The organism is Streptomyces sp. NPDC052701, assembly GCF_040678355.1.
In the GTDB taxonomy this organism is placed as follows: Bacteria; Actinomycetota; Actinomycetes; order Streptomycetales; family Streptomycetaceae; genus Streptomyces.
In genome coordinates this window covers 1-23,979 of sequence record NZ_JBFATO010000052.1, presented here as the reverse complement: position 1 = coordinate 23,979, position 23,979 = coordinate 1, and the positions used below count along the sequence as shown (strand labels likewise).

At 74.5% G+C, this 23,979-nt stretch carries 23 protein-coding genes and 1 pseudogene; 15 read left to right on the top strand and 9 right to left on the bottom strand.

The window, feature by feature from the left end; all coding sequences use genetic code 11:
- Window positions 1-47: 47 nt before the first annotated feature.
- Window positions 48-920, top strand: a complete 873-nt coding sequence (locus AB0L29_RS33655; RefSeq protein WP_365832842.1) for an alpha/beta hydrolase — start codon at window positions 48-50, stop codon at window positions 918-920.
- 341 nt (window positions 921-1,261) lie between these two features.
- Window positions 1,262-1,483: a hypothetical protein gene (locus AB0L29_RS33650; protein WP_365832840.1), complete on the top strand. Its 222-nt coding sequence runs from the start codon at window positions 1,262-1,264 to the stop codon at window positions 1,481-1,483.
- A gap of 624 nt (window positions 1,484-2,107) precedes the next feature.
- On the opposite strand, the gene AB0L29_RS33645 is transcribed toward AB0L29_RS33650, so the two are convergent.
- Entirely contained in the window at window positions 2,108-4,786 is a 2,679-nt protein-coding gene (locus AB0L29_RS33645; RefSeq protein WP_365832838.1) for an ABC transporter substrate-binding protein, read from the bottom strand.
- 1,214 nt (window positions 4,787-6,000) lie between these two features.
- On the opposite strand from AB0L29_RS33645, the gene AB0L29_RS33640 reads away from it, so the two are divergent.
- The 7 genes from AB0L29_RS33640 to AB0L29_RS33610 all read left to right on the top strand — a co-directional run bounded on the left by AB0L29_RS33640 (window position 6,001) and on the right by AB0L29_RS33610 (window position 12,562).
- Window positions 6,001-6,861: an ABC transporter permease gene (locus tag AB0L29_RS33640; RefSeq protein WP_365832836.1), complete on the top strand. Its 861-nt coding sequence runs from the start codon at window positions 6,001-6,003 to the stop codon at window positions 6,859-6,861.
- Window positions 6,862-6,902: 41 nt separating this feature from the next.
- Window positions 6,903-7,955 carry an ABC transporter substrate-binding protein gene (locus tag AB0L29_RS33635; RefSeq protein ID WP_365832834.1) on the top strand — a complete coding sequence of 351 codons (1,053 nt, stop codon included), beginning with the start codon at window positions 6,903-6,905 and terminating at the stop codon, window positions 7,953-7,955.
- Window positions 7,942-8,760: an ABC transporter ATP-binding protein gene (locus AB0L29_RS33630; protein WP_365832832.1), complete on the top strand. Its 819-nt coding sequence runs from the start codon at window positions 7,942-7,944 to the stop codon at window positions 8,758-8,760. The genes AB0L29_RS33635 and AB0L29_RS33630 overlap by 14 nt, the downstream gene beginning before the upstream one ends.
- A gap of 91 nt (window positions 8,761-8,851) precedes the next feature.
- Window positions 8,852-9,781, top strand: a complete 930-nt coding sequence (locus tag AB0L29_RS33625) for a TauD/TfdA family dioxygenase (RefSeq protein WP_365832830.1) — start codon at window positions 8,852-8,854, stop codon at window positions 9,779-9,781.
- Window positions 9,782-10,207: 426 nt separating this feature from the next.
- Window positions 10,208-10,411: a cold-shock protein gene (locus tag AB0L29_RS33620; protein ID WP_359325161.1), complete on the top strand. Its 204-nt coding sequence runs from the start codon at window positions 10,208-10,210 to the stop codon at window positions 10,409-10,411.
- A 144-nt stretch (window positions 10,412-10,555) separates the two neighbouring features.
- Window positions 10,556-12,055: a DEAD/DEAH box helicase gene (locus tag AB0L29_RS33615; RefSeq protein ID WP_365832827.1), complete on the top strand. Its 1,500-nt coding sequence runs from the start codon at window positions 10,556-10,558 to the stop codon at window positions 12,053-12,055.
- Window positions 12,056-12,235: 180 nt separating this feature from the next.
- Entirely contained in the window at window positions 12,236-12,562 is a 327-nt protein-coding gene (locus AB0L29_RS33610; RefSeq protein ID WP_365832825.1) for an SCO5918 family protein, read from the top strand.
- Window positions 12,563-12,698: 136 nt separating this feature from the next.
- Here the strand turns inward: AB0L29_RS33610 and AB0L29_RS33605 are convergent, their stop codons facing one another.
- From AB0L29_RS33605 to AB0L29_RS33590, 4 genes are all read right to left on the bottom strand, one after another.
- Window positions 12,699-13,115 carry a CBS domain-containing protein gene (locus AB0L29_RS33605; RefSeq protein ID WP_365832823.1) on the bottom strand — a complete coding sequence of 139 codons (417 nt, stop codon included), beginning with the start codon at window positions 13,113-13,115 and terminating at the stop codon, window positions 12,699-12,701.
- 132 nt (window positions 13,116-13,247) lie between these two features.
- Window positions 13,248-13,451: a cold-shock protein gene (locus AB0L29_RS33600; protein ID WP_365832821.1), complete on the bottom strand. Its 204-nt coding sequence runs from the start codon at window positions 13,449-13,451 to the stop codon at window positions 13,248-13,250.
- A gap of 229 nt (window positions 13,452-13,680) precedes the next feature.
- Window positions 13,681-14,067 carry a MerR family transcriptional regulator gene (locus AB0L29_RS33595; RefSeq protein WP_365832819.1) on the bottom strand — a complete coding sequence of 129 codons (387 nt, stop codon included), beginning with the start codon at window positions 14,065-14,067 and terminating at the stop codon, window positions 13,681-13,683.
- A gap of 236 nt (window positions 14,068-14,303) precedes the next feature.
- Complete coding sequence (locus tag AB0L29_RS33590; RefSeq protein WP_365832817.1) at window positions 14,304-14,978, bottom strand: hypothetical protein; 675 nt, start codon at window positions 14,976-14,978, stop codon at window positions 14,304-14,306.
- Window positions 14,979-15,494: 516 nt separating this feature from the next.
- Here AB0L29_RS33590 and AB0L29_RS33585 point away from each other — a divergent pair.
- The 6 genes from AB0L29_RS33585 to AB0L29_RS33560 all read left to right on the top strand — a co-directional run bounded on the left by AB0L29_RS33585 (window position 15,495) and on the right by AB0L29_RS33560 (window position 19,925).
- A complete protein-coding gene (locus AB0L29_RS33585) occupies window positions 15,495-15,884 on the top strand; it encodes a DUF5994 family protein (RefSeq protein ID WP_365832815.1) in 390 nt (129 codons plus the stop codon).
- A gap of 295 nt (window positions 15,885-16,179) precedes the next feature.
- Window positions 16,180-16,638, top strand: coding sequence for a DUF4383 domain-containing protein (locus AB0L29_RS33580; RefSeq protein ID WP_365832813.1), 459 nt, complete (start codon window positions 16,180-16,182; stop codon window positions 16,636-16,638).
- Between the two features lie 6 nt (window positions 16,639-16,644).
- The gene (locus tag AB0L29_RS33575) at window positions 16,645-17,133 is read left to right on the top strand and encodes a hypothetical protein (RefSeq protein WP_365832811.1); all 489 of its coding nucleotides are present in this window, start codon (window positions 16,645-16,647) and stop codon (window positions 17,131-17,133) included.
- Window positions 17,130-18,305: a zinc-dependent alcohol dehydrogenase gene (locus AB0L29_RS33570; protein ID WP_365832809.1), complete on the top strand. Its 1,176-nt coding sequence runs from the start codon at window positions 17,130-17,132 to the stop codon at window positions 18,303-18,305. Before AB0L29_RS33575 ends, AB0L29_RS33570 begins: the two co-directional genes overlap by 4 nt.
- Before the next feature lie 92 nt (window positions 18,306-18,397).
- Complete coding sequence (locus tag AB0L29_RS33565) at window positions 18,398-19,330, top strand: Rieske (2Fe-2S) protein (protein WP_365832879.1); 933 nt, start codon at window positions 18,398-18,400, stop codon at window positions 19,328-19,330.
- Between the two features lie 112 nt (window positions 19,331-19,442).
- Window positions 19,443-19,925, top strand: a complete 483-nt coding sequence (locus tag AB0L29_RS33560; protein ID WP_365832877.1) for an SPW repeat protein — start codon at window positions 19,443-19,445, stop codon at window positions 19,923-19,925.
- A gap of 137 nt (window positions 19,926-20,062) precedes the next feature.
- On the opposite strand, the gene AB0L29_RS33555 is transcribed toward AB0L29_RS33560, so the two are convergent.
- From AB0L29_RS33555 to AB0L29_RS33540, 4 genes and pseudogenes are all read right to left on the bottom strand, one after another.
- Window positions 20,063-20,845 carry a phosphodiesterase gene (locus AB0L29_RS33555; protein WP_365832807.1) on the bottom strand — a complete coding sequence of 261 codons (783 nt, stop codon included), beginning with the start codon at window positions 20,843-20,845 and terminating at the stop codon, window positions 20,063-20,065.
- Between the two features lie 479 nt (window positions 20,846-21,324).
- Window positions 21,325-21,951, bottom strand: a pseudogene (locus tag AB0L29_RS33550) (hypothetical protein); the annotation flags it as partial.
- On the bottom strand, window positions 21,948-22,589 hold the full coding sequence (locus AB0L29_RS33545) for a hypothetical protein (protein WP_365832805.1): 642 nt from the start codon (window positions 22,587-22,589) through the stop codon (window positions 21,948-21,950). The gene AB0L29_RS33545 and the pseudogene AB0L29_RS33550, both read right to left, overlap by 4 nt.
- A gap of 20 nt (window positions 22,590-22,609) precedes the next feature.
- Window positions 22,610-23,608: an inorganic phosphate transporter gene (locus tag AB0L29_RS33540; protein WP_365832803.1), complete on the bottom strand. Its 999-nt coding sequence runs from the start codon at window positions 23,606-23,608 to the stop codon at window positions 22,610-22,612.
- Between the last annotated feature and the right edge of the window lie 371 nt (window positions 23,609-23,979).

The following is a 23,979-nucleotide window of genomic DNA, read 5'->3' as shown; positions in this document are numbered from 1 at the left end:
AGGTGGGGGATGCCGTCCGGGGATGCGGGCAGGGGACAATACGGATCATGGACTACGGCGTGCGGGAGCCGGCGCGGCTCGGAGAGACCCGGCTGCCGGACGGCCGGGTGCTGGGCTGGGCGGAATGGGGACCGGCCGACGGCGCCCCGGTGCTGCTCTGCCCGGGGGCGGCCACCAGCAGGTGGCTCGGTTTCGGCGGTGGCGTCGTCGACTCGGCCGGGATCCGGCTCATCAGCGTGGACCGGCCCGGTCTGGGCGCCTCCGACCCGGCCCCCGGCCGGACCCTGGCCAGCTGGGCCACCGACATCCGGCACCTCGTCCAGGAGCGGGCCCTGCGAACGCCGTCGGCGGTGGGGTTCTCGCAGGGGGCACCGTTCGCCCTCGCCCTGGCGGCCGACGGCCTGGTGAACGCGGTGGCCGTGGTCTCCGGCAGCGACGAACTCGCCCATCCTCGCTTCGCCCGCTCCCTGACCCCTCAGGTGAGGGAGATGGTGGAGGCCGTCGCTGCCGACCCCGGCGCCGCCGAGGCCTCCTTCGCCGGCTTCGGCAGCGCCGGCACGCTGTGGGATCTGATCATCACGACGAGCCCCGAGGCCGATCGCGCGGTCTACACCGACCCGGTCTTCCAGCACGCCTTCCGGCGCGCGATGGACGAGGCCTTCAGCCAGGGCCCGGCGGGCTATGCCCGCGACACCGTCCTGGCGATGGGCCGCTGGCCGTTCGACCCCGCCGGCATCGCCGTCCCGGTCGACCTCTGGTACGGACAGCGGGACACCAGCCCGGTCCACTCCCCGGACCTGGGTGAATCGCTCAGCCGGATGATCCCGACGGCGACCCGGCACCTGCTTCCCGCCGGGGGATCCTTGCTCTGGACACACGCCGAGGCCGTCCTGCGTGCCCTGCTGGCCCGCCTCCCGTGACGACGGCGGAGTCGAGCAGCGCCTCGATGACGCCATGCGTGGATATGAGGTCGCCGGCGGCCAGGTCGTGAGCGCCGGCGGAGACGCCTGCCGCCGGCGGGGACCGGCCGGCCGCTCAGCGGTGTCGTGCCCACGGTGTGCCCTTCGAAGCGGCCAGGCACGGTCGACGAGGGTGTCCTGCGGCCGAGTCGTCCTCCGTCTCGCCGGGGACCGGAGTCCGATGCCGGCGGCACGGCTCCCCGGTCTCCGCCCCGAAGCGGTTCTCGCCGTCCGGGGGCTGTGACGAACAACGGACGCGAACGGCCGCACCGAGCGGCGCACGCGGGCGCATACTGGTGACGATGACAAAGCCAGCTGCACCGAAGCGTCATTTGCCCACCAGCCCCTTCAAGGCCCCGGTGACGCCGTCCCCGAAGCAGTTCACCGTGGGTGACCAGGTCACCCACGACGTGTACGGCCTCGGCCGGGTCATCGGCGTCGAGGACGGAATCGCGGCACTCGTGGATTTCGGTTCGACGCAGGAGCGGATCCTGAGTCCGTACGCCAAGATGAGCAAGCTGTAGCACCGCTGTGCCCGGTCACGGCACGCCAGGCGCCTTCCCGGCCCTGTACCGAATGGGAGACCTCTCATCGACCTGACCTCGTTGTTCTCCGCTCCGGAAGGGGCGCACCGCCATGCCACCGCGGCGTCCCCGCCTCCGACGACGGACCCCTTCCAGGCCCCGGACTTCGGGGAGGACGAGACCTTCCTGTTCACGCCGCAGCTGTGGGCCACCACCGCACCGGATCGAGCGGAGGACAGCGGGGAGTCGCCGTAGGACAGCCCGGCCCGGAAGGGGCGCGGGGCGTGCGTTCGTCCGGGTCGGCGACCGGGCCGTCCGCTCATGATCGCGGCCTCCCCGAGCCGAGGGCGCGAGTTCGCTTCCCGTCACCCGCTCCGAAGAAAAACCCCAGGTCGGTGGCCTGGGGTTTATGCGTCGCCGATGGTCCTCAGCCGGTTTCCGGTCCGCTGAGCCCGCGTGCGTGGGGCACGCGGAGGGCACGAGGGCTCGGCGCCTTCACGCGAGCCCTCCGGGGCACCTCCCGCGGGTGCCCCGCCCCGCACACCGCCGGGGCGGCCGTCGCCGGCCGGTGGGCGGGGCCGCCACGGGAAGTGCGGGCGGGGAGCGCCAGGGGCGGCGGGCGCGTCAGCCCGCGCAGGGCGGTCCCTGCGCCTCGCTCGACTGGTCCCGGTCGTAGGCGCCGCAGGCGAGGACCGCCTCCGGCTGGTTCCCCGACTGGCGCAGCAGGACGAGGGTCTTGTCACGGGGCGGGGCGTTGGCGCCGTCGTAGGAGACGCGTCCGGTGGCTCCGTCGAAGGAGATGCCGGCGCCGAGGACCAGCCGGACGGATTTGCGTTCGATGTCCGGGTCGACCTGCCCGGCCTTGCGCACCGCCTCCGACAGGGTGTGGAAGGCGTCGTACGAGACCGCGGAGTGGCCGTCCTGCCGCCAGGGGTCCGTGCCCTCGGTGGTGTCCCTCACATAGGCGTCGTACTTGTCCACGAACTCCCGGGTCTTCTCGCTCACCTCCGGATCGCCGTACGGCAGCCGGTGCGCGGAGTAGTACAGGCGCAGCCAGTCCTTGTGGGCGAACGCGCCGGTCTGCGCCACGTTGGTCAGCTCGTTGCCGCCGAGCACCGTCACGTCGCGCGCGGTGCACGTCCCGGCGGTGTCCATGGAGTTGATGAGCGCGGTGAAGTCCCTGGCCCGTGCCGACCAGTACACCACCGAGTCCGGATGGTCCTCCAGCTCGTCGCACAGCGCCTGTGCCAGCAGAGCGGCGTCGGGCTGGTTGACGGCACCGCTCAGCGGTGGGGAGCCGAAGTCGCCCTCCTGGTTGAAGTTGAACACCTGGTGCGTGCCGTCGAACTCCCTCACGAACCGCTCGGCGAGGTCGTGGCTGTACAGGTCCGCGGAGCTCTCGATCACGATCGCGTGCCCGGCTGGGGTGCAGCGGTCCTCGGATCCGGGCTCGGCCACGATGTTCTTCGTGGCCGCGAAGTCCGCCTCGATCCTGGCCTCGCGCGAATTGAACGGCGTGGACGGCCAGTAGGTGCGCGTGGCGCGGCCGGTGAGCATGTCGTCGGCGGTCGCGGTGGTGCCGATCGTGGGGATGCCCGCCTCGCCGAGGACCTGGAGGGCCGCCTGGGTCTCCTTCCGGCTCTGCGCGAAGCCCAGAACGCCGACGACCCGGTGGGACGCCGGGACGCTCTTCTCGTCCTTCACCTCCTCGACGAGCTTCTCCGCCTCCTTCTCCGCTTCGCGGAAGGCGACTCCCGCCTCCCGTACGTCCACGCGCAGGCGTACCAGGGAGTTGTCGGCGACGGCCGCGCCGTTCAGCTCCTTCTGCCACATCGCGATGCCGCGCAGCTCCGGGATCGTCCCGTCGAAGCGCGTCTGCTCGTCGGTCCTGGGCGGGTCGGACACGAAGGCGACGACCGTCCGTACGGCATGACCGTGGCCGGCGTCCTGCTCGACGGCTGCGTTCTGGTCGTCGATGGTCTTCAGGGCCGCCTCGTACCAGGCGGTGGCCTTCACCGGCACCGGCTTCGCGGGAGCGGACTCCGCCACGGATCCGGTGCCGCCGAGGCAGTCGCGCGGCGGGGGGAAGAGGACGGGCGGGAGCAGCAGCCCAGCGGTGAGCAGGGCGAGCACGGCCACCCCGCTCACGAGCGCGGCCGGGACGTGCCGGCTGAACCGGAACGTCCTCGGCCCGACGGGCAGTACGGGCACCCCGCGCGCCGCCAGGGCGGCTTCGGAGACGGTGACCAGGACCGGGGGTTCGCCGGCGGCGCCGTTGTCGGCGAGGCGCACGCTCGCTTCCGGGAACGTGCTCTCGACCGGATCGCCCAGCTCCCGCAGCAGGGCGTCGGAGGGCACGCCCACGGCGATGACGAGCGGGCCCGGCGGTCTGGCGGTGGCCTGGGCCCGGCGCAGGGAACGCAGGAAACGCTCCGCGGCGCGGGCGCCCGGCTCTCCTGCCGGGGGCAGCTCCACGAACAGGACCGGGCGGCTGGTCCTACGGCGCCGGCCGGGCAGGATCCGGCCGATCGCGGGCCGGCGCAGGTCTTCCAGCAGGGCGCGCAGAACGAGCCAGTCGAGTTCCTGGAGCGCCTCCTCGTGGGCCGCGTCGTCCATGAGCTGGACGGAGCGCTCGGCGGCCACGCGGTCCATCACCCGGAAGAGGTTGTTGCTGCCCTGGGCCACGGGTTCCGCGCCGAGCCAGCCCCGCATCACCTTGCGGGAGATGCGCCGGGCCCATAACCACCGCGGGAGCAGCTGGACGAACGACAGCCAGCTGAGGCCGGCCAGGAAACCGGCCAGCCCGTCGAGGGCCGGGCCCTCCATCCTGGTGAAGGCCAGCGGGCCGCCGCGCTGGGCCCGCAGCTCACCGGCGTGGGTCCGCAGCTCCGCTTCCTGGTTCGCGTTCGTCGCCCACTCCTGCGGGTTCGACCTGATGTACTCCACCAGGTCGCACATGACGTGGAAGTGCGGGAAGCGGTCGGGGGTCATGTGCTGCGGGGCACTGCGGTACAGCTGCGTCCCGGCGCCGACGGAGAGCAGCCGGGCGTCGGCTTCCTCTCCGGTCCCGGCCGGCAGGTGGGCGAACGGCACCCGCTGCCGCAGCGCTCCAATCAGGGCGGCGACGACCCGGTCCAGGCCGCTCCGGTACGACGCCCGCGGCACGCGCAGGACGAACAGCGGCGGACTGGTCTGCAGCTTCGCCCGGTTCTCGTACGCGGGGGCCACGGTGACCCGGAACTCCCGTACGAACTCGATGGCCTGGTCGTTGGGGAATCTCGGATCGCCGGTGGGTGTGGTCATGTGGAACTCCCCCGTGTTCAACCTGCTCAGCACGCGCCGGCGGACGGCGCCGGTCCCTGGCCGACCGGACCCGCCGCGAGCGGGGTCGAGAGAGGACGGCTGGGAAAAGGAGGCCGAGAAAAGGAAGTTGAAGGATAGCGCGGTGTGGCGGGGGTCACAACGGGATGCCGGAAGCGCTCCGGCAGCCTTCACATGTGCCCCCGCTCCTTCCGTATGCGCCCCTTCGTCCTGGATCGCGCGTTCGGCGGTCTCCTCGGCCCTCATCGCCCGGCCACCGGGTCGGGGCACCACCGCCCCGGGGCTGCCGGGCTGTCGATCGTGCCGCAGGGGGCGGAGGCGGCGGGCGGCGGGCGGCGCGGGTCGCGTCGGACGTGGCGGGGGCGTTCCGCCGCGCGGGCGCCCGACCTGGCCGTGGACGAACCGGAAGGCGGCCTCCGGACCGGACGTGCCCGCGGGTGTGCCCGGCCCGGCGCCACACCCGCCGCCCGGGGCGCCGGGCACGGGCGGCCGCCGCCGAAGGACCCCGGCGAGGCACGCATCCGCGCCTGCGTCCTGCGCCCCGGTGACCGGGAAACTCCTTTTCGTGTAAGGGTGTTGGCGGATGGTGAGGCGCTGGGCCGGGCCGCGGAGTCCGTACCGGCCGGCGTCACGACGCCTTCCGGGACCGGAAGCGGGAGCGGGACCGGGACCGGAACCGGGCCCGGGAGCGGAACCGGGCCCAGGAGCGGGCTCGACGCGCGCCCGCCTGACGGCGCCGACGCGTTCGCCGGGGCCGCCGGGCGGCGTCCGTGAAGCACACCGCGGCCCGGGCGCACGACGGCCGGCCGGGGCCGCGCGGGGGACACGGCCGCACCGCGGTCGCGCCAACAGGTGGACCCGTGCGTTCCAGAAAGTGGACCGGCTCTTGGTGCGAAACCGCGGCTGCTGTAGAAATGGGCCCCATGAATCACGAGCCCTTGGTGCGACGCCTGGTCATCGACCTGTGCCGACGCCCGGCTGCGTGTTGTCGCTGAACCCGCGTCCCTGACGCTCCCCGCCGGCCGGTGATGTCGCCCGAGCCGGTGAGGCACGGTCCCCGCGCTCGGTGACGGGGCCGTTTCCTCCACGCCTTCCTTTTCCGCCCTGCCCTGCCCTGCCCGCTCCCGCTCAGGGCTGTCCGCCCCCGCCGGCCGGCACCGGCTGCCCGTGCTCCGGCGTTCCCTGGAGGCCGCCCCATGTCCTTGGCCACACGTACGGAAGAGGCCGGCCCCGCGCCCGGCGCGGAGCCGGCCCGGCGCCGCCCGCGCGTCCCGGCGCGGGTACGCCGTGCCGCCCTGCCGTTCGGCTCGCTCCTGCTGTTCCTCCTGCTGTGGCAGCTGCTGGCGGCGAGCGGGGCGTGGAGCCAGACGCTGGTCCCGCCGCCCGCCAAGGTGTGGGAGGCGTTCGTCGACGTGTCCACCACGAACGACGGCGTACGGGGCTACAACGGCACCTACCTCGTCGAACACCTCGGCATCAGCCTGCGGCGCATCGCGCTCGGGGCCGGGGCCGGCATCGCCGCCGGGGTGGTCCTCGGGCTGCTGATGGGCACCGTCGGCCCGCTGCGCTCCCTGTTCGAGCCCTGGATCACCTTCCTGCGGACGCTGCCGCCGCTGGCGTACTTCTCCCTCCTCGTCATCTGGCTGGGCATCAACGAGGAGCCGAAGGTCACGCTGCTGGCCGTGGCCGCGTTCCCGCCGGTGGCGGTGTCCACCACCACCGCCGTGGCCGCCGTGCCGAAGGGCCTGGTGGAGGCGGCCCGCGCCCTCGGCGCCTCGCGGTGGGACGTCGTCAGGGACGTCGTCGTCCCGTCCGCCCTGCCGGAGACCCTCACCGGCGTCCGGCTGGCCGTCGGCGTGGCCTACTCCTCCCTGGTGGCCGCCGAGCTGGTCAACGGGCTGCCCGGGATCGGCGGCATGGTCAAGGACGCCGCGAACTACAACAACACCCCGGTCGTGCTCGTCGGCATCATCGCCATCGGCGTCTCCGGCCTGGTCATCGACGGTCTCCTGCTGCGGCTGGAACGCGCCGTCGTGCCCTGGCGCGGTCGCGCGTGACGAGCCCCGCCCTCCCCCTCCCGCACAGAAACGGCTCCGCCATGTCCCGTGTCCCGCAAGGCCCTTCCCGCCGCCTGCTGCTCGCCGGCGCCCTCGCCGCCGCCTCCGCGGCCGTCACCGGCTGCTCCTCCGACAGCGAGGCCTCCTCGTCCGGCGGCTCCAGGAGGCTGCGCATCGGCTACTTCGCCTTCCCCAGCGGCGATCTGATCGTGAAGAACAGGAAGCTGCTGGAGAAGGCGCTGCCCGACCACGAGATCACGTGGATCAAGTTCGACTCCGGTGCCAGTGTCAACCAGGCCTTCCTCGGCAAGTCCCTCGACATAGCCGCCCTGGGGTCGAGCCCGTTCGCCCGGGGGGTGTCCGGGCCCTCGCCGATCCCGTACAAGGTCGCGTGGATCCTCGACGTGGCGGGCGAGAACGAGGCGCTCGTGGCGCGCAGGGCCACCGGTGTCTCCGACGTCGCCGGCCTCCGGGGCAGGACCGTCGCCACGCCCTTCGCCTCCACCTCGCACTACAGCCTGCTGGCGGCACTGGAGAAGGCCGGTCTGAAGACCTCCGACGTCAAGCTCGTCGACCTGCAGCCGCAGGCGATCCTCGCCGCCTGGCAGCGGGGGGACATCGACGCCGCGTACGTGTGGCTGCCCACCCTGGACGAGCTGCGCGGGACCGGCACCCAGCTCACCAGCAGCAAGCAGATCGGCGCCGGCGGCAAACCCACCCTGGACCTGGCCGTCGTGTCGGACGACCTGATCGCCCGGGACCCGCGGGCGATCGACGTCTGGCGGAAGGTGCAGGCCGAGGCGCTGCGGCTGCTCAAGTCCGACCCCGACGGCTCGGTGAAGGCCGTCGCGGCCGAGCTCGGCATCAGTGCGGCGGACGCCAGGGCCCAGCTCGCGCAGGGGGTCTTCCTCACCCCGGAACAGGTGGTCTCCGCCGACTGGCTGGGCACCGACGGCAACCCGGGCAGGCTGCTGGCCTACGTCACCGACACCGGGCGGTTCCTGGCGGGCCAGAAGCAGATCGGCGCCGCGCCGTCCCGGGAGGCCGTCCGCAAGGCCTTCTACCTCAAGGGGCTGCCCGATGTCCTCAAGTGAGACCACGACGGCCGCCCGGAGCGCGGACACCGGGAGCGCGGGCTCCGTCCGGCTAGACCACGTCGTCCACCGGTACGGCCGGGGCGGCGAGACCGTCACCGCCGTGGGGCCCGTCGATCTGACCGTCCCCGCCGGCGAGTTCCTGGTGCTGGTGGGCGCCTCCGGCTGCGGCAAGAGCACGCTGCTGCGGCTGATCGCCGGGTTCGAGCGGCCCACCCACGGCTCGGTGCGGGTATCCGGCGCCGAGCCGCGGCCCGGTGAGACGGCCGGCGTGGTGTTCCAGACGCCGCGGCTGTTCCCGTGGCGGACCGTGCGGGGCAACGTGGACCTGGCCCTGCGGTACGCGGGCGTCGACCGTTCCCAGTGGCCGCGGCGCCGGGCGGAGTTGCTGGCGCGGGTCGGCCTGGAGGGCACCGAGAAGCGGCGCACCTGGGAGATCTCCGGCGGCCAGCAGCAGCGCGTCGCCATCGCCCGGGCGCTGGCCGCCGAGAACCCGCTCCTGCTGCTGGACGAGCCGTTCGCGGCGCTGGACGCACTGACCCGGGAACGGCTCCAGGAGGACGTCCGCCGGGTGACCGCCCGGGCCGGGCGGACCACGGTGTTCGTGACGCACTCGGCGGACGAGGCGGTGTTCCTCGGTTCGCGCATCGTCGTGCTGACCAAGGGCCCCGGGACCGTGGCCCTTGACCTGCCGATCCCCCTGCCGCGCGGCGACGTCGACGCCGAAGAACTGCGCGGGTCGCGGGAGTTCGCCGAGTTGCGGGCGCGGGTCTCCCATGCCGTGAAGAGCGCCGCGGCGGCCTGACCGCCGTATCCGCGACGGACGCCGGCGGACGACAGCAGATGCAGGCGGACGCCGGCGGACAACGACAGAGAACGAAGGAAAGGACAAGTACATGAGCATCCTCAGCGTCCGGCCCGCGGTGGCGCGGTTGCCGATCACCGAGCTCGGTCCGCACTTCGGTGCCGAGATCCGCGGCATCGACCTCGGCCGCCTCGACGACGACCAGGTCCTCGCGCTCCGCGAGGCGCTCGTGCGGTACAAGGTGCTGTTCGTGCGCGGACAGGACGGCCTGGACGACGACGCGCAGATCGAGTTCGGCAGGCGGCTGGGCGAGGTCACCGTCGGGCACCCGGTCCACGACTCCGGTGACGTGGCCCCCGAGGTGTACTCCCTGGACAGCCAGGACAACGGGTTCGCCGACGTGTGGCACACGGACGTGACGTTCGTCCGGCGGCCGCCCGCGATCTCCGTCCTGCGGGCCGTGGTGCTGCCGCCCAACGGCGGCGACACCAACTGGGCCGACAGCCAGCTCGCCTACGAGTCGCTCTCGCCGGGCCTGCGGGCGTACGTCGACACGCTCACCGCCGTCCACGACGGCACCCGCGAGTTCGGCTACTACCTGGCCCAGCGCCGGCAGGGCCGCGGCAACCTGTGGGAGGGCGAGGTGTTCACCCGGCTGACGCCGGTGGAGCACCCGGTGGTGCGGGTGCACCCCGAGAGCGGCCGCAAGGGCCTGTTCGTCAACCCCGGTTTCACCTCGCACATCGTCGGTGTCTCGGAGCACGAGAGCCGGGGCCTCCTCGACATCCTCTACGCCCACCTCACCAAGCCCGAGCACATCGTGCGCCACCGCTGGCAGCCGGGCGACGTCGCCCTGTGGGACAACCGCAGCACGGCCCACTACGCCAACCGCGACTACGGCGACCGGCACCGCGTCATGCACCGCATCACGCTGCGCGGGGACGTCCCCGTGGGCCCTGCCACCGCCCGCCCCGAGGGGGGCGGCGCGCAGGCGCCCCTCCCGCCGGCGGGAGAGGGGTGACCGCCGCGTGCCGGGCCCCGGATCAGGCCCCGGAACCGGCCCCGGAACCGGCTCCGGGTGAGATGTGACGTTCGTCGCGACCGGGCCGCCCCGGCGCGTCCGCCGCCGCCGTCCGCGTCCGGCGCCGACGGCGGCATCGTCGGAGGTCATGGCGCCGGGCCCGCGCGGGTCCGGTTCGCACGGCACGTCCGCGCGGGGGGATATCTGTTCCGGTGGGATGAGAAATAAGTGCGGCGCCCGGTCAGTATTCCCGGGACGCCGTCCGGTGCGAAATCATCGACCGCACACGGCCGATCGCACCGTGCTACTGTCGATCTCAGTTGCAGGTGAGGTTGCCAGAAGGTTCATTTTCCTACGGGGTGATCATCACGGCGACACGGAATACGCACAGGGCGTATTCCCGACACCGCCTCCGAAGGAGAAAAAATGGCTACCGGTACCGTGAAGTGGTTCAACGCGGAAAAGGGCTTCGGCTTCATCGAGCAGGACGGCGGCGGCGCCGACGTCTTCGCCCACTACTCGAACATCGCCACCCAGGGCTTCCGCGAGCTGCTGGAGGGCCAGAAGGTGACCTTCGACATCGCGCAGGGCCAGAAGGGCCCGACGGCCGAGAACATCGTTCCCGCCTGACGAGGACACCGTCGCACACTTCATGACTGGGGCCCGCACCTTGGGGTGCGGGCCCCAGTTCTCTTTGGCTCGTTCTCGCGATTCTCTGCGCCGCTTCTCGCTGCGGGAATTCCTTGCTACGTGCCGCACCGAGGAAGGTTCCGCATGAATCGCGCACGCACCACCCGCACCTACGGCAGCTCCCAGGCGGGCGCCGGCCAACGCTCCGGCGCTCCGCGCCGTTCCCAGGGATACAAGGGATACAAGGGGAACAAGGGGAGCGGAAACCGGCAGGCCGCGTCCGGCGAGTTCGCACTGCCGAAGACGGTCACGCCCGCGCTGCCCGCCGTCGAGTCGTTCGCCGAACTCGCCCTGCCGGAGCGGCTGCTGGCCGAGCTCGGCCACGAGGGCGTGACCGTACCGTTCCCGATCCAGGCGGCGACCCTGCCGAACTCCCTGGCCGGTCGTGACGTACTGGGCCGCGGCCGTACCGGTTCGGGCAAGACCCTCGCCTTCGGCCTCGCCGTCCTGGCCCGCACCGCGGGGCGGCGCGCCGAGCCGCGGCAGCCCCTCGCGCTGGTCCTCGTCCCCACCCGTGAGCTCGCCCAGCAGGTCACCGACGCGCTCACTCCCTACGCCCGCGCCGTGAGCCTGCGGCTGGCCACCGTCGTCGGCGGGACGTCGCTCGGCAGGCAGGCCGCCGCGCTGCGTGCCGGGGCGGAGGTGGTCGTCGCCACGCCCGGACGGCTCAAGGACCTCATCGACCGGGGGGACTGCCGGCTGGACCAGGTCGGGATCACGGTCCTCGACGAGGCCGACCAGATGGCCGACATGGGCTTCATGCCGCAGGTCACCGCCCTGCTCGACCAGGTGCGCCCGGAGGGGCAGCGGCTGCTGTTCTCGGCCACCCTGGACCGCAACGTCGACCTGCTGGTCCGCCGCTACCTGACCGACGCCGTGGTCCACTCCGTCGACCCCTCGGCGGGCGCGGTCACCACGATGGAGCACCACGTCCTGCACGTGCACGACGCGGACAAGCACCGGACGACGACCGAGATCGCGGCGCGGGACGGCCGGGTGATCATGTTCCTGGACACCAAGCACGCCGTGGACCGGCTGACCAAGCACCTGCTGAACAGCGGCGTGCGCGCCGCGGCCCTGCACGGCGGCAAGTCCCAGCCGCAGCGCACGCGCACCCTCGCGCAGTTCAAGAGCGGGGACGTGACGGTCCTGGTGGCGACCAACGTCGCGGCGCGCGGGATCCACGTCGACAGCCTCGACCTGGTCGTCAACGTGGACCCGCCCGGCGACCACAAGGACTACCTGCACCGCGGCGGCCGTACGGCCCGCGCCGGCGAGTCCGGCAGCGTCGTCACCCTGGTGACCCCGGACCAGCGCCGCGACATGAGCCGGCTCATGGTCACGGCCGGCATCACCCCGCGGATCACCCAGGTGCGTCCGGGGGAGGCGGAGCTGAGCCGCATCACGGGCGCCCAGGCCCCTTCCGGTGTCCCGGTCGTCATCGCCGCGCCGGCCGTGGAGCGGCCCCGCCGCTCGTCGTCCTCGCGCCGGGGCCGCCGGAGCCGTGCGAGCCAGGGCCGGACCGCCGGCGAGGCGGCGCGCCGCGGGGCACAGCGGCAGCGCGCCTTCGACCCGGCCGCCTAGCCCGGCCGGCCCGGCCGCCGGCTCGGCGGCCCGGAGCGATCATGGATCACAGGGCCCTCCGGGGCCGAGGGGGGCACTTCCGGCACCGGTCCGGACGGCCCCCCTGCTGTGGTCCGCTCCCGCCGGTGTGTCCCGCCGGTCCCGCTCAGCCCCGTTCCCCTTTTCTCCCTGTGAGGCATCATGCGCTGTGTCATCGCCCGGTACCCGTTCGAGCTGACCAAGGAGGGGGTGGTGGCCTCGATGAAGGGCATCACACCCGAACCGATCACGGGTGAGTCCGTCACCATCGGCCGCCGCCGCTACCCCGTCAAGCAGGTGGGCCAGGTCATCACCCGCCAGGACCGCCGCGACTTCACCGGCGGCGAGGTCACCCGGGCCATGACCCGTCTCGGTTTCACCTGCCACGCCGCGCCCGCGGACGCTCCTGTGGACGCGCCGCCGAGCGGCGCCACCGCGTTCCAGACCGCGTCGGCCCTTCTCGGCGGCACAGGTCGAGCGGGCGTGTGAAGCGGGGAGCCGGGACGGCCCGGGCCGTCCCGGCGCACGGCCCCGGGCGGCGCGGCGCGGGTCGTGACCGGGGACCGCGCGCAGGCCGCCCCCGGTCGGGGGCCGGCCGTGCCGGAGGTTCCGGGGCCGGCCGCGGTCAGCGTGCGCGGGTCAGGACACCGAGGGCGTATCCCTGGGCGTCGACCACGGGGGACGCGCCGAGCATCCGGTCGCGCATGGCGCCGTCGGCGGTGCCGAGCGCGGTGTCCGCGGCGGTGAACGGGCCCCGGTCGTGGACGATGTCCCGCAGGCGGGTCTCCTCCCGGAACCACGAACCGGCCCGGTGGGCGGCGAGGTCGGCCCGGGTGACGAGTCCTGAGCACATGCCGTCGTCGTCCCGGACGAGCAGGTGGTCCACCCCGGCGCCGGCGAGCACCGACAGGGCCACGTCGATCTCCGTGTCGTCGGGGAGCTGCGGTCCCGCGGCGGTCATGGCGTCACGAGCGGTACGGTCCCCCCGGCCGGTCGTCTCCGTGACGGGGCGCCGTACGGGGTGCGGCTGGTTCGGCGGCATGGATCTCCTCTTCCCTCCGGTTCCCACCGGTGGAGAAAGCGCGGAAACACGGGGGCACGGCGGACGTGAGGGGACGCGAAAGGGGCCCGCACCCCGAGGTGCGGGCCCCTGATTCGCTCGTGCGCGCCGGTGTCAGGCGGGAACGATGTTCTCCGCCTGCGGGCCCTTCTGACCCTGGGTGACGTCGAAGGTCACCTTCTGGCCCTCCAGCAGCTCACGGAAGCCCTGGGTGGCGATGTTCGAGTAGTGGGCGAAGACGTCGGGGCCGCCGCCGTCCTGCTCGATGAAGCCGAAGCCCTTTTCCGCGTTGAACCACTTCACGGTACCAGTAGCCATGTCAATACCTCTCAGGCAGTGCTGAAGACCCGCACTTTGCGGGCCTCCGTATCGCTGCGATGATCAACTGCCGAGAAATCCATGACAAACGGCAACCACACCTGCAACTGCTGATAAGCCTAGCACGAGAAAACCCGCGGAATGCAAGGAGGAGGCGCGCGGATAAATCACCGGGGAATATACCGAGAAAGATTTTGCCGGAGACAGGCGAATAACTGCTCCGGCGATGTCAGGTTTCGGAGACGTCCGGGCCGGGGCCGCCGGCCGCGCGGCGCAGTTCCTCGTTGGCGCGCCGGGACTCCTCCAGCCGGTTCTCGAGGCCGATGATGCGGCAGGCGGCCTCGACCGGCGTTCCCTGGTCGACGAGCTCGCGGGCGCGTGCGGCGAGCCGCAGCTGGTGGCGCGAGTAGCGCCGGTGCCCGCCCTCCGACCTGGTCGGGACGATCAGCCCGGCCTCACCGAGGGCCCGGAGGAAACCGGGTGTGGCGCCGACCAGCTCCGCGGCCCCGCCCATGGTGTAGGCGGGGAAGTGGTCGTCGTCGAGCCGGTCGCCGGTGCCCGGGCGGTCCTCGTCGGGGTGGCGGCGGCCGGTGGCCGGCCGGCTCTCCGAGGGCATGCGCACCTTTCCGCGGGCCGCTGTGGGCACGACCCGCCGCGGGGAGGGGTTCCCCGCACGGAACTCTAGTCGCCCTCGCGGAAATCCTCCTACGGCCGTGACAGATCCCGGAACCGTCGCCCGTCCCGGGAATCCGCCGGGACACCGGCCCCGCGGGGCCGCGGGGCCGTGGTGCGCGCGGCCGTCCGGCGCGGAGGTCGGAGGCGGAGGTCAGGGGCGGAGGTCAGGGGCGGAGGTCAGGGGCGGAGGACCAGGGCGTGCCACGGCGAGGCGGGCAGGGGCGCGTCCCGCACCTCCGCGGCGGCCTGCCGCCAGCCCCACGAGCGCAGGGCCGCGAGCGTCCCGGTGTCGGTGCGGTTCACCAGCGTCACGCCGGCGGCCGCGCCGTGGTCGGCGAGCAGGCGGGTGTGCAGGCGCCGGGCGAGGTTCCAGTCGCCGTTCCCGTGACGGGCGCGCGCCCCGGGCTCGACGAGCGTCTCGGCGACCGCGAAGAGCCGCCCGGCCGCCGCGAGCCGCGCCAGGTCCCCGGGCAGGTGCTCGTCCAGGCCCCGCCACCAGGGCCCGCGGTCGCCCACGGGGAAGCCGTAGGCACACCCCGTCAGTACTGTGGTCTGCGCGACCAGCAGGGCGAAGCCCGGCCGTCGCACGTCGGCCGCCAGCCGCCGCAGGAAGCCGCCGCGGTCCCGGTCCAGCTCCCACGGCGCGCTGCCGCGGGTCTGCGTGTACAGGTCGCCCACGTCCCGGACCCGGTCCTGCAGCTGACGGCGGTTGAGCGCGCGGAGGTGCTCGGCCTGCCACGGCGACGGGTTCTGTTCCCGCGGCGGACGCGGCCGCGCGGCGTGCGTCGGGGAAGAGTCCGCGCTCCGCCCGGATGCGGCGGTCGTCGGCCGGTCGGACACGTGCACGGTCATGAGGCGAGCCCTGCCCCGGGCGCGGACGCGTCCGGCCCGGCGTCGTCGATCGCCGGTGACGGCAGCGGTACGGAAACCGGTGCGCGAGGGATCCCCGGCTCCCTCACGGTACCCCTGGCCCCCGCGCGGGGTTTCCGCCGGGGAACCGGGGACCGCCGCGGGGCGGGCCGGACGCGGGAGCTCCGTCCGGTCCCCGGCAGCCGGGCCTGGCCCCGCCCGCCCCGGCCGGTCCGTGACCGTGCCCCGGGGCCGTGCGGGCGGAGTACCGTGGGGAGCACCGGGAGTTCCCCGTACGCCGCCTCCCGCGTCGGCGCCGTTCCCGGCGCACCACGGCACCGGGCAGCCGCACGGCGGCCCGGGACAGGGAACGCGGCGTGAACGCGCCCGGTGACGAACCCGCCCGTGACGGGCCGGACGACGCGGGCGGCCGCGGACCCGCCCCCGCCGCGCGGCGCACCGCCCGTGCACGGCGCCCGGACCGCCCTCCCGCCCCCACCAGCAACCGGCAGGTGTCCCATGACCACCACCCTGCGGCCCCCGCCGCCCTCCCGCCCCCTCGCCCGGCTGCGCCTGGCGCCGCCCAGCGACGTGCCGCGCCACATCGACGGGGCCTGGTGGCCCCGCTCCTACGACCTCCTGGAGGAACTCCCGCAGCTGCTCTCCGGTCTGCCGCGCGCCTGGGGCCAGATCGTCAGCGTCCTGGTGAACGGCACGACGTGGCCCGTCGGACCGGACCGGATGCTCGTCGGCGACCAGGTGGTGCAGCTGCACAGGACCACCGCGGTCCACGCGCCGGACACCGTCGTCCTGCTCACTCCCGGACTGGGCCGCTGGGACCTGCTGGTCGTACCGCCCCGGACGACCGAGGAGGCCGCCGAGAGGCTCATGGCGGCCGCGGCACGGTGACAGCCGCGGCACGGTGACAGCCGCCGCACGGCGTGACGGCCGCGGACGCCGTCACGCCGTGCGGCGTGCTGCGTGCTGCGTGCGGCGTACGGCGTACGGCGTGCGGCGTGCCCGGGAAGGGCCTGGCGGGGTGGTCGCGGACGGTACCCCACGGGGCGGAATCCGTCGAACTGGCCGACGGGCAGGGGCTTCCGGCGGAACGCGGACCGCAAGTTCCCCGATTGCACCGCCGAACCGGGGTACTCGCCGCCCACAGACGTTCACCGGATCCACACAAAGGAAAGGGCCGGCCGCCATGACGACGCACACGCCCACCCCGAGCACGGCTCGGACCCCCGTCCAGCAGGCGGCGCTGCTGGTGGGGCTGGTCTTCCTGCTGGTGGGAATCCTGGGATTCATCCCGGGGATCACCACGAACTACGACACCATGAAGTTCGCCTCGCACGACTCCCGGGCCGAGCTCCTCGGCATCTTCCAGGTGTCGATCCTGCACAACATCGTCCACCTGCTGTTCGGCATCGCGGGCCTCGCCCTGGCACGCACCGCCTCCGGCGCCCGCGCGTTCCTGCTGGGCGGCGGCGCCATCTACCTGGTGCTGTGGCTGTACGGCCTGCTCGTCGGCCACGACACCGACGCCAACTTCATCCCGGTGAACACGGCCGACGACTGGCTGCACTTCTTCCTCGGCATCGGCATGATCGCGCTCGGCGCGCTGCTGACCCGCCGCCACGCTCCCGCCGGCCGGAGGATGTGACCGCCGGTGGCGTCCCCGAAGTCGATGACATCCGGGAAGGCGCTGGCCGCGGCGGCCGCGGGGCTCGCCGCCGCGGCCGTCGTCGCCGCGCGGCGCTCGACGGCGCGCCTCACCGACCCGTCCGCCGGTGACCGGTGGCTGACGGTGACGGTCAACCTCGGACCGGAGGAGGTGCAGCCGGAGAAACTGCCCTCGCCCCTGCGGGAGTACGGCGACCGGATCGAGACGCGCATCCGGCCCGCGCCCGGCGACCGGGGCACCGAGCTGGCGGTACGGCTGAGGGGGCCGCTGCCGGACTCCGCGTACTCCCCGTCCGCGCGGCTCGCCGGTGACGATCCGCGCCAGGATCTGCGCCGGGCCCTGCGCGCGGCGAAGTCGCTGCTGGAGACGGGCGAGGTCATGCTGCCCGACACACCGCCCACCACGCGCGAGACCCCGGGCGGGAAGCTCATCGGTCTGCTCGGCCGACGCGCCGGCGGGGAGGGAGTGCTGTGAAGGCCCTGTGCTGGGAAGGCGTCAACAAGCTCTCCGTCGAGCAGGTCCCCGATCCCGTCCTGCGCAACGACCAGGACGTGATCGTCCGGCTGATCGCGGGCACCACCTGCGGCTCCGACCTGCACCTCATCGGCGGCTACATCCCCTTCATGCGGTCCGGGGACGTCATCGGCCACGAGTTCCTCGGCGAGGTCGTCGAGGTCGGTGCCGCGGTGCGCCGGCACAAGGCGGGCGACCGGGTGGTGGTGTCCTCGTTCGTCGGCTGCGGGCGCTGCTGGTACTGCACCCACGACCTGTGGTCGCTGTGCGACAACACCAACACCAACCCCGGCATCGGACAGGCCCTGTTCGGCTACGACACCGGCGGCATCTTCGGCTACTCGCACGCCATGGGCGGGCTGCGCGGCAGCCACGCCGAGTACGTGCGCGTGCCCTTCGCCGACTACGGCGCCTTCCCCGTCCCGGAGGGCGTCGACGACACCAGCGCCCTGTTCGTGTCCGACTCGGTGCCGACGGGCTGGATGGGCGCCGACCTGGCGGGGGTCAAGCCCGGTGACGTGGTCGCCGTGTGGGGCTGCGGGGCGGTGGGGCAGATGGCGGCCCGGGCCGCGATCCTGCTGGGCGCGGAACGCGTGATCTCCATCGACCGCATCCCCGAGCGGCTGCGGATGACCGAGCAGCACATCGGCAGCGAGGTCATCGACTACACGGCCACCGACGTCGGGGCGGAACTGCGCGAACGCACCGGCGGCCGGGGCCCGGACGTGTGCATCGAGGCGGTCGGCATGGAAGCCCACAGCGACAGCCCTGTACACCTGTACGACCAGGTCAAACAGCAGCTGCGGCTCCAGACGGACCGTCCCACCGCCGTACGGCAGGCCATCCACGCCTGCCGCAAGGGCGGCACGGTCTTCGTCCTCGGCGTCTTCGGCGGCGCCGTCGACAAGTTCCCGCTCGGCGCGGTGGTCAACAAGGGCCTGACCCTGCGGGGCGCCCAGCAGCACGGCCAGCGCTACATCCCGATGCTGCTGGAGCGGCTGGCGGCCGGGGAGATCAGCACCTCCCACCTGGCGACCCACCACGTGCCCCTGGAGGACGCGCCGCGGGCCTACGAGATGTTCAAGGAGAAGACGGACGGCTGCGTCCGCGCGGTCATCCGGCCGGGCGGCTGAGCCACGGCCCCGCCGCCCTCCCTCCGGGTCCCCGTTTGCCTTCCGGGCGGATGGGGACCCGGAGGCGCATGACCACTACGCCTCGTCGACGGATGCGGCAGAACCGGGCCCTGTGGCTGCTGGACCGGCTGGAACGGACCCCGCGGGCCGACTCCGTGATCGAAACGCTCCGGGCGGGGGTACGGGCCCTGCCGCTGGGACGCGGCCGGGACGCCCTGCACGGCAGGTGGCTCGGGCACCCGGTGCACCCGCTGCTGGTGCAGGTGCCGATCGGGAGCTGGCTGTCCGCCGCGGCACTGGACCTGCGGCCCGGCCGCTCCCGCGAGGCACGGCTGCTGGTCGGCCTCGGGCTGGCCGCCGCCGCGCCCGCGGCCCTGGCGGGCGCCGTGGACTGGGCGGAGCTGCACCGCCAGCAGATGCGCGTCGGGCTGGTGCACGCCATGAGCAACGCGGCGGCCGTCGGCCTGTACGCCGCCTCGCTCGCCTGCCGCGTCCGGGGACGCGAGACGGCGGGCCGGGCGTACGGCTTCCTGGGACTGACGGCGGTCGGCCTGGGCGGGGCGCTGGGCGGTCACATGGCCTACCGCCAGGCGTCCGGCGCCAACCACGCCGAAGAGGTCCCGCACGTCGTCTCACCGGGCTGGCACCGGGTCGGCGGCGTGGAGGAGTTCCCGGCCGGCACGCCGGTGCGGCGCAGCGTGGACGACGTGCCCGTCCTGGTGGTCCGCGAATCCGGCGGGACGATCCACGCGCTGGCCGAGCGGTGCAGCCACCTCGCGGGGCCGCTGTCCGAGGGCACCGTCGCCGACGGCTGCGTCCGGTGCCCCTGGCACGGCAGCGTCTTCCGGCTCTCCGACGGCTGGAACGTACGCGGTCCCGCCACCGCGCCCCAGCCCGCCTTCGACACCCGGATCGTCGACGGCCACGTCGAGGTGCGGCTGCGCCGGGAGGACGCGGGGCGGCCGGATGCGGACGGGCGGGAGACCGCCGGGGCGGGGGCCGGTGCGGCCCAGGTGCGGTCCTGAGGCCGGTGCGTCCTGGTGTGGTTCGGCTCTGTGGGGTGGGTACTCGGTGCTGCGCACACGGGGACCTTTCACCTCGGAGGTGACAGGAATGGCAACTTCTTCCCAGCCGTCCATGGAAACCCACCCCGACATCCTCGAGATGCGCTCCCGCCACGAGGCGGCCGAGCGCGTGGCGACCACCCCCCGGGCCCAGGCCGTGGAAACCCTGGCCTTCCTGACGGGCCTCTACCTGGCGGCGTCGCCGTGGATCGCGGGATTCAACAACCTCACGACGCTGGCCGTCACCAACCTGATCGTCGGCATCGCGTACGCCCTGCTGATGAGCGGGGGTTTCGGGCGCGCCTACGAGCGGACCCACAGCATGGCGTGGGCCGCGTGCGCGCTGGGCGCGTGGACGATCGTCTCCCCGTGGGTGGTCTCGGGTGACGTCAGCACCACGAGGAGCATCGTCAACAACGTCATCGTCGGTATCGTCGCCCTGCTGCTGGGGCTGGCGGCCAGCGCCGCCGCACGGTCGGCCCGCTCGGACCGGTCGGACCAGCCGAACCGGTCGAACCGGTCGGCCGGCCGCGGACGCGGCATGCCGGCTCCTTGAGCCGGTTCGTCTCCCGTACGCACCCGCTCACCCCGAGGGGCCGCCGGTCTCACCGCGGCCCCTCCGTCGTGCCCGGCCTGCCGGGCGCCCTCCCGCTCCCGCTCGCCGGCGGCTCACGTCTCCCGCCCGTCAGCGGCTCACGTCTTCCGTGCGCCGCCGCGGCCCGTGCGGGAGCCGCGGTAGGCGGCGCGGCGGGTGGCGGCCAGGGTGCCGCCGGGGACGAGGCCGGGGAGGTTGTGGGCGTAGATGTCGAAGTCCAGGCTCTCGTCCTGCGGCAGGGGCAGCACGGTCCGTACCGTCAGCACGGCGAACGTCCGCCACGGCCGGCCGGCCGGCGCGGCGCGCAGGTCGAGGACGAGCGGGCCGGCCGCCAGGGCGCCGGCCAGGCTCGCCGGGTCGCCGTGCACCGGTCCCCGCGGGGCTGGACGGGGGAAGGCGGCCAGGAGGTGGGGGCGGCCGCCGACCCGGTAGGAGAGCAGGCTGGAGTAGGGGCCGCCCAGCGCGTCGGCGCGCAGCAGGGGCAGACGGCGGGTGATCCGGCCCCGGCCGCTGGTGGTCAGGAGCAGGTCGAGGGGCCGGCCGGGGCCGTCCGCCTGCGTCACGCGCACGGCGAGCCCCAGGGCGTCGGGCAGCCGCGGGGGCAGGCCGGCCCCCCGGGAGAGACGTACCGTGGCCGCGTACCGGCCGGGGGTGTCCAGCCACGGCGCGCCCCAGGAGAACCCGTCCGCACCGCCCACGACCTCCAGGTCGGCGGCGCAGGTCAGGCCGTGCGGATGCAGGGCGGGGGCGCCGCGCGCGCGGGCCAGCAGACGGAACCCCGCCTCCACCGCGGTGGCCGGCCACGACCGCGGCGCCGCCCGGCGGTCCGCGCCGGCCGGCGGCGCGCCGGGCCCCGGAGCCCGGACCGGCCGGCCGCTCACCGGCCGCCCCTCCTCGCCCCGCCCGTGCCCGGTCCGCGGGAGGCGCGCAGCCAGGCGGTGATCCACCCCGCCTCCATCGCGGCGTCCAGGAGGTACGTCGGCCGGATCCGGCCCTTGGGCACGTAGACGAGGTCGACGGCCAGCAGGGTGAGGGCGGTGCCCAGTCCGATGCGGCGGGCCTGGGCCGGGCCCCGCGGGTCCGCGACCGCCGCGAGCTGGGCGAGACCGGCCGAGACCAGCAGTCCCCCCGTCGTCCTCTGCAGCCATTCGTCGCGCTTGGGCCCGAAGACCCACTCGAAGCTGCGCAGATGCAGCAGCGGCCACAGGCCGCCCACGACGTTGAACGCGCCGTGCGCCACCGCGACCGCGTCCGCCCGTCCGACATCTCTCGTCCTGCGCATGGGCCGTCCGTCCCCTTCGCTTCCTGGGAGGTCGCCGGGTACCCGGGCGGTCCGGCGGGGAAACGGGGGCCGGCGCTCCAGCTCCACCGTGGTGGTGACCCGTACGAGCGCGGGTGCGCGGGGCACCGAGCCGAACCCGAAGCGCACGGGGGGCTCGACCGGCCTCAGGCCCCCGAGGTCCCGGCCCTCGTGGACCGCCGACACCGTCCCGAGCGGCCGCAGGTCCCGCGCGCCGTACCACTCGCGGCGTCCGCCGCCGGCGCTGCCGCGGGTGCGTACGCCGCCCGGCAGCAGCCGGGCGGGCGGGTCCGTCAGCGCGCTCCACGCCGGGCGGGCGGCGACCGCGCCCGGCACGGCCCGCAGCGCCAGCCCGAGGAGTCCGCGCCGGCCGGTGGTGAAGCGCAGGGCGAGGGACCCGGCGGAGACGGTCCAGGTGTCGTCGGCGGCCCTCACCTCGACGGGCACGACGTGCACCGTGTCGAAGGTGTAGGTGCCGCTCACGAAGTCCGCCGTCCGGCGGGTGGGGGCGAGCAGCAGCCGGTGCCCGTCGGCCCGTTCGATCATCACGTCGCTGAACGGCCCGAACGGCGAGCGCGGCCAGTGGCCCAGCACGATCCGCGTCCCGGAGGAGGTGCCCAGGCCCGCGATCCAGCCGTCGAAGCGCAGCCGGGTGCGCCGTCCGGGTGCGCCGCGCGTCCGGGTCATGGTGGTCCTCCCCGTGCGGACCGGGCCGGTCGGGCGGGCGTGTCCGCCCGGGCCGGCCCGGGCGGCGCGGTGGCGCGGGCCTCGGCCACGGCCCGGCGCAGGAGCAGGGCCAGGCGCCGGTCGGCGTCGGGCGCGGTGAGCAGGACGCCGAGGGCGTGTTCGAGGTGGTGGTGGCCGGGGCCGCGCCACCACAGCAGGTCGGCGAGGCGGGCCGGTGCCGCCGGGGTGCGGGCCCGGGCCAGGCGCCGGGCCCGGGCGTGGCAGGCCGCACCGCGCCGCCTCAGGCGCCGGGAGCCGGGCCGCACCCGGCTGGCGGCGTCCACGACCGTGCCGACCAGGCGCGGCCCGTAGGCGCGGTCGGCGGGGCCGGCCTCGGCGAGGTCCGCGGCCAGCGGCCACAGGGCGAGCCGGGTGGGTTCGCCGACGGCGTCGTTGACCGCGCGGGCCAGCGCGGCGAGCACCGGGTGGGTGCCGGGCGGACTGTCGGTGAAGCGGCCGGTGGCCAGCAGGGCGGCGGCCTCCATCAGACAGGCGCCGTCGTCGGGGTGCAGGTGGGCGAAGCGGCCCGGCGCGGGAAGCCCGTCGGGGATCCGGGCGCGCGGGTGCCGGTCCGGCCGGGGGAGGGGCGGGGTGGGCATGGTGGGCCTCCGGGCTGGGGTCACAGGCCGGTGACGGCGTGCAGGACGAGGTACAGGGCCGCGGCGGGCAGTCCGGCCCCGGGGAAGGTCAGGACCCAGGCCGTGCCGATGGAGCGGGCCACCTGCCAGCGCACGGCCGAGATCCGCCGGGTCGCGCCGGCGCCCAGGATGGCCGCGGTGATCGTCTGGGTGGTGGAGATCGGGGCCTTGAGGACGAACGCGGTGGTGTAGAGGACGGCCGCGGCGGCGGTCTCGGCGGCGAAGCCGCGCGGCGGGTCCAGGTGGACGATGCGCCGGCCGAGGGTGGTGATGATGCGCCGGCCGCCGCTGTAGGTGCCGGCGGCCATCGCCGCGGCCACGGCCGCGACCACCCAGACGGGTACGGAGAAGTCCTCCTGCCAGCCCGCCGTGACCAGTGCCAGCACGATCACGCCCATGGTCTTCTGCGCGTCCTGCAGCCCGTGGCCGAGGCCCATGGCGGCGGCGGAGAAGGTCTGCGCGAGGCGGAAGCGGCGGGTGAGGGGGCGGGGAGCGGTGTGGCGGAACGTCCACAGGACGGCCGCGTGCAGCGTGTAGCCGAGGGCCACCCCGACGAGGGGGGACAGCAGCATGGGCAGCAGGACCTTGTCCACGATGCCGGACCAGTGCACGGTGGCGGAGGCGGCCAGGGCGGCGCCGACCAGTCCCCCGATCAGGGCGTGGGAGGAGGAGGTCGGCAGCCCGCGCCACCAGGTGAAGACGTTCCAGCCGATCGCGCCGAGGAGGGCGCACATCACCAGCAGCAGGCCCGACAGGTCCTCGGGGGCGCCGATGATGCCGCTGCCGACGGTCTTGGCGACCTCGGTCCCGAGGAAGGCGCCGGCGAAGTTCGTCACGGCGGCCATGGCCAGCGCGATGCGGGGCGTGAGGGCTCGGGTGGAGATGGAGGTGGCGATGGCGTTCGCGGCGTCGTGGAAGCCGTTGGTGAAGTCGAACACCAGCCCGACGACGATGATCAGCACCACCAGGGTGAGCTCCATGGCCGGATCGCCTCTCGCCACGCACACGGTCACGGCACGGACGGCCGCGGGCGCCCCTCGCCCTGCCTCCATCCTGCGTCCGCGTCCTCCCGCGGACCACCGGCCGGGGCCGCGCCCGCGCACCGGTCGCACCCGTACGGCCCACGCCCGCACGGCGCGGGGCACGCGCGCACGGCGCGGGGCACGCCCGCACGGCGCGGCCCGCACCCGCACGGCGCGGGGCACGCGCGTCCCGGCGCGAACGGCGTCCGGCCCCGCCGCGCGCGCGGCGGGGCCGGTGGCCGCGGGGGGGGGTGAGGGCCGTGGGCGCCCCGTGGGCCGGGCGTGGGGGAGGGGGGGGGCCGGGGGCCCCGCCCGGGCCGGGTGCGGCG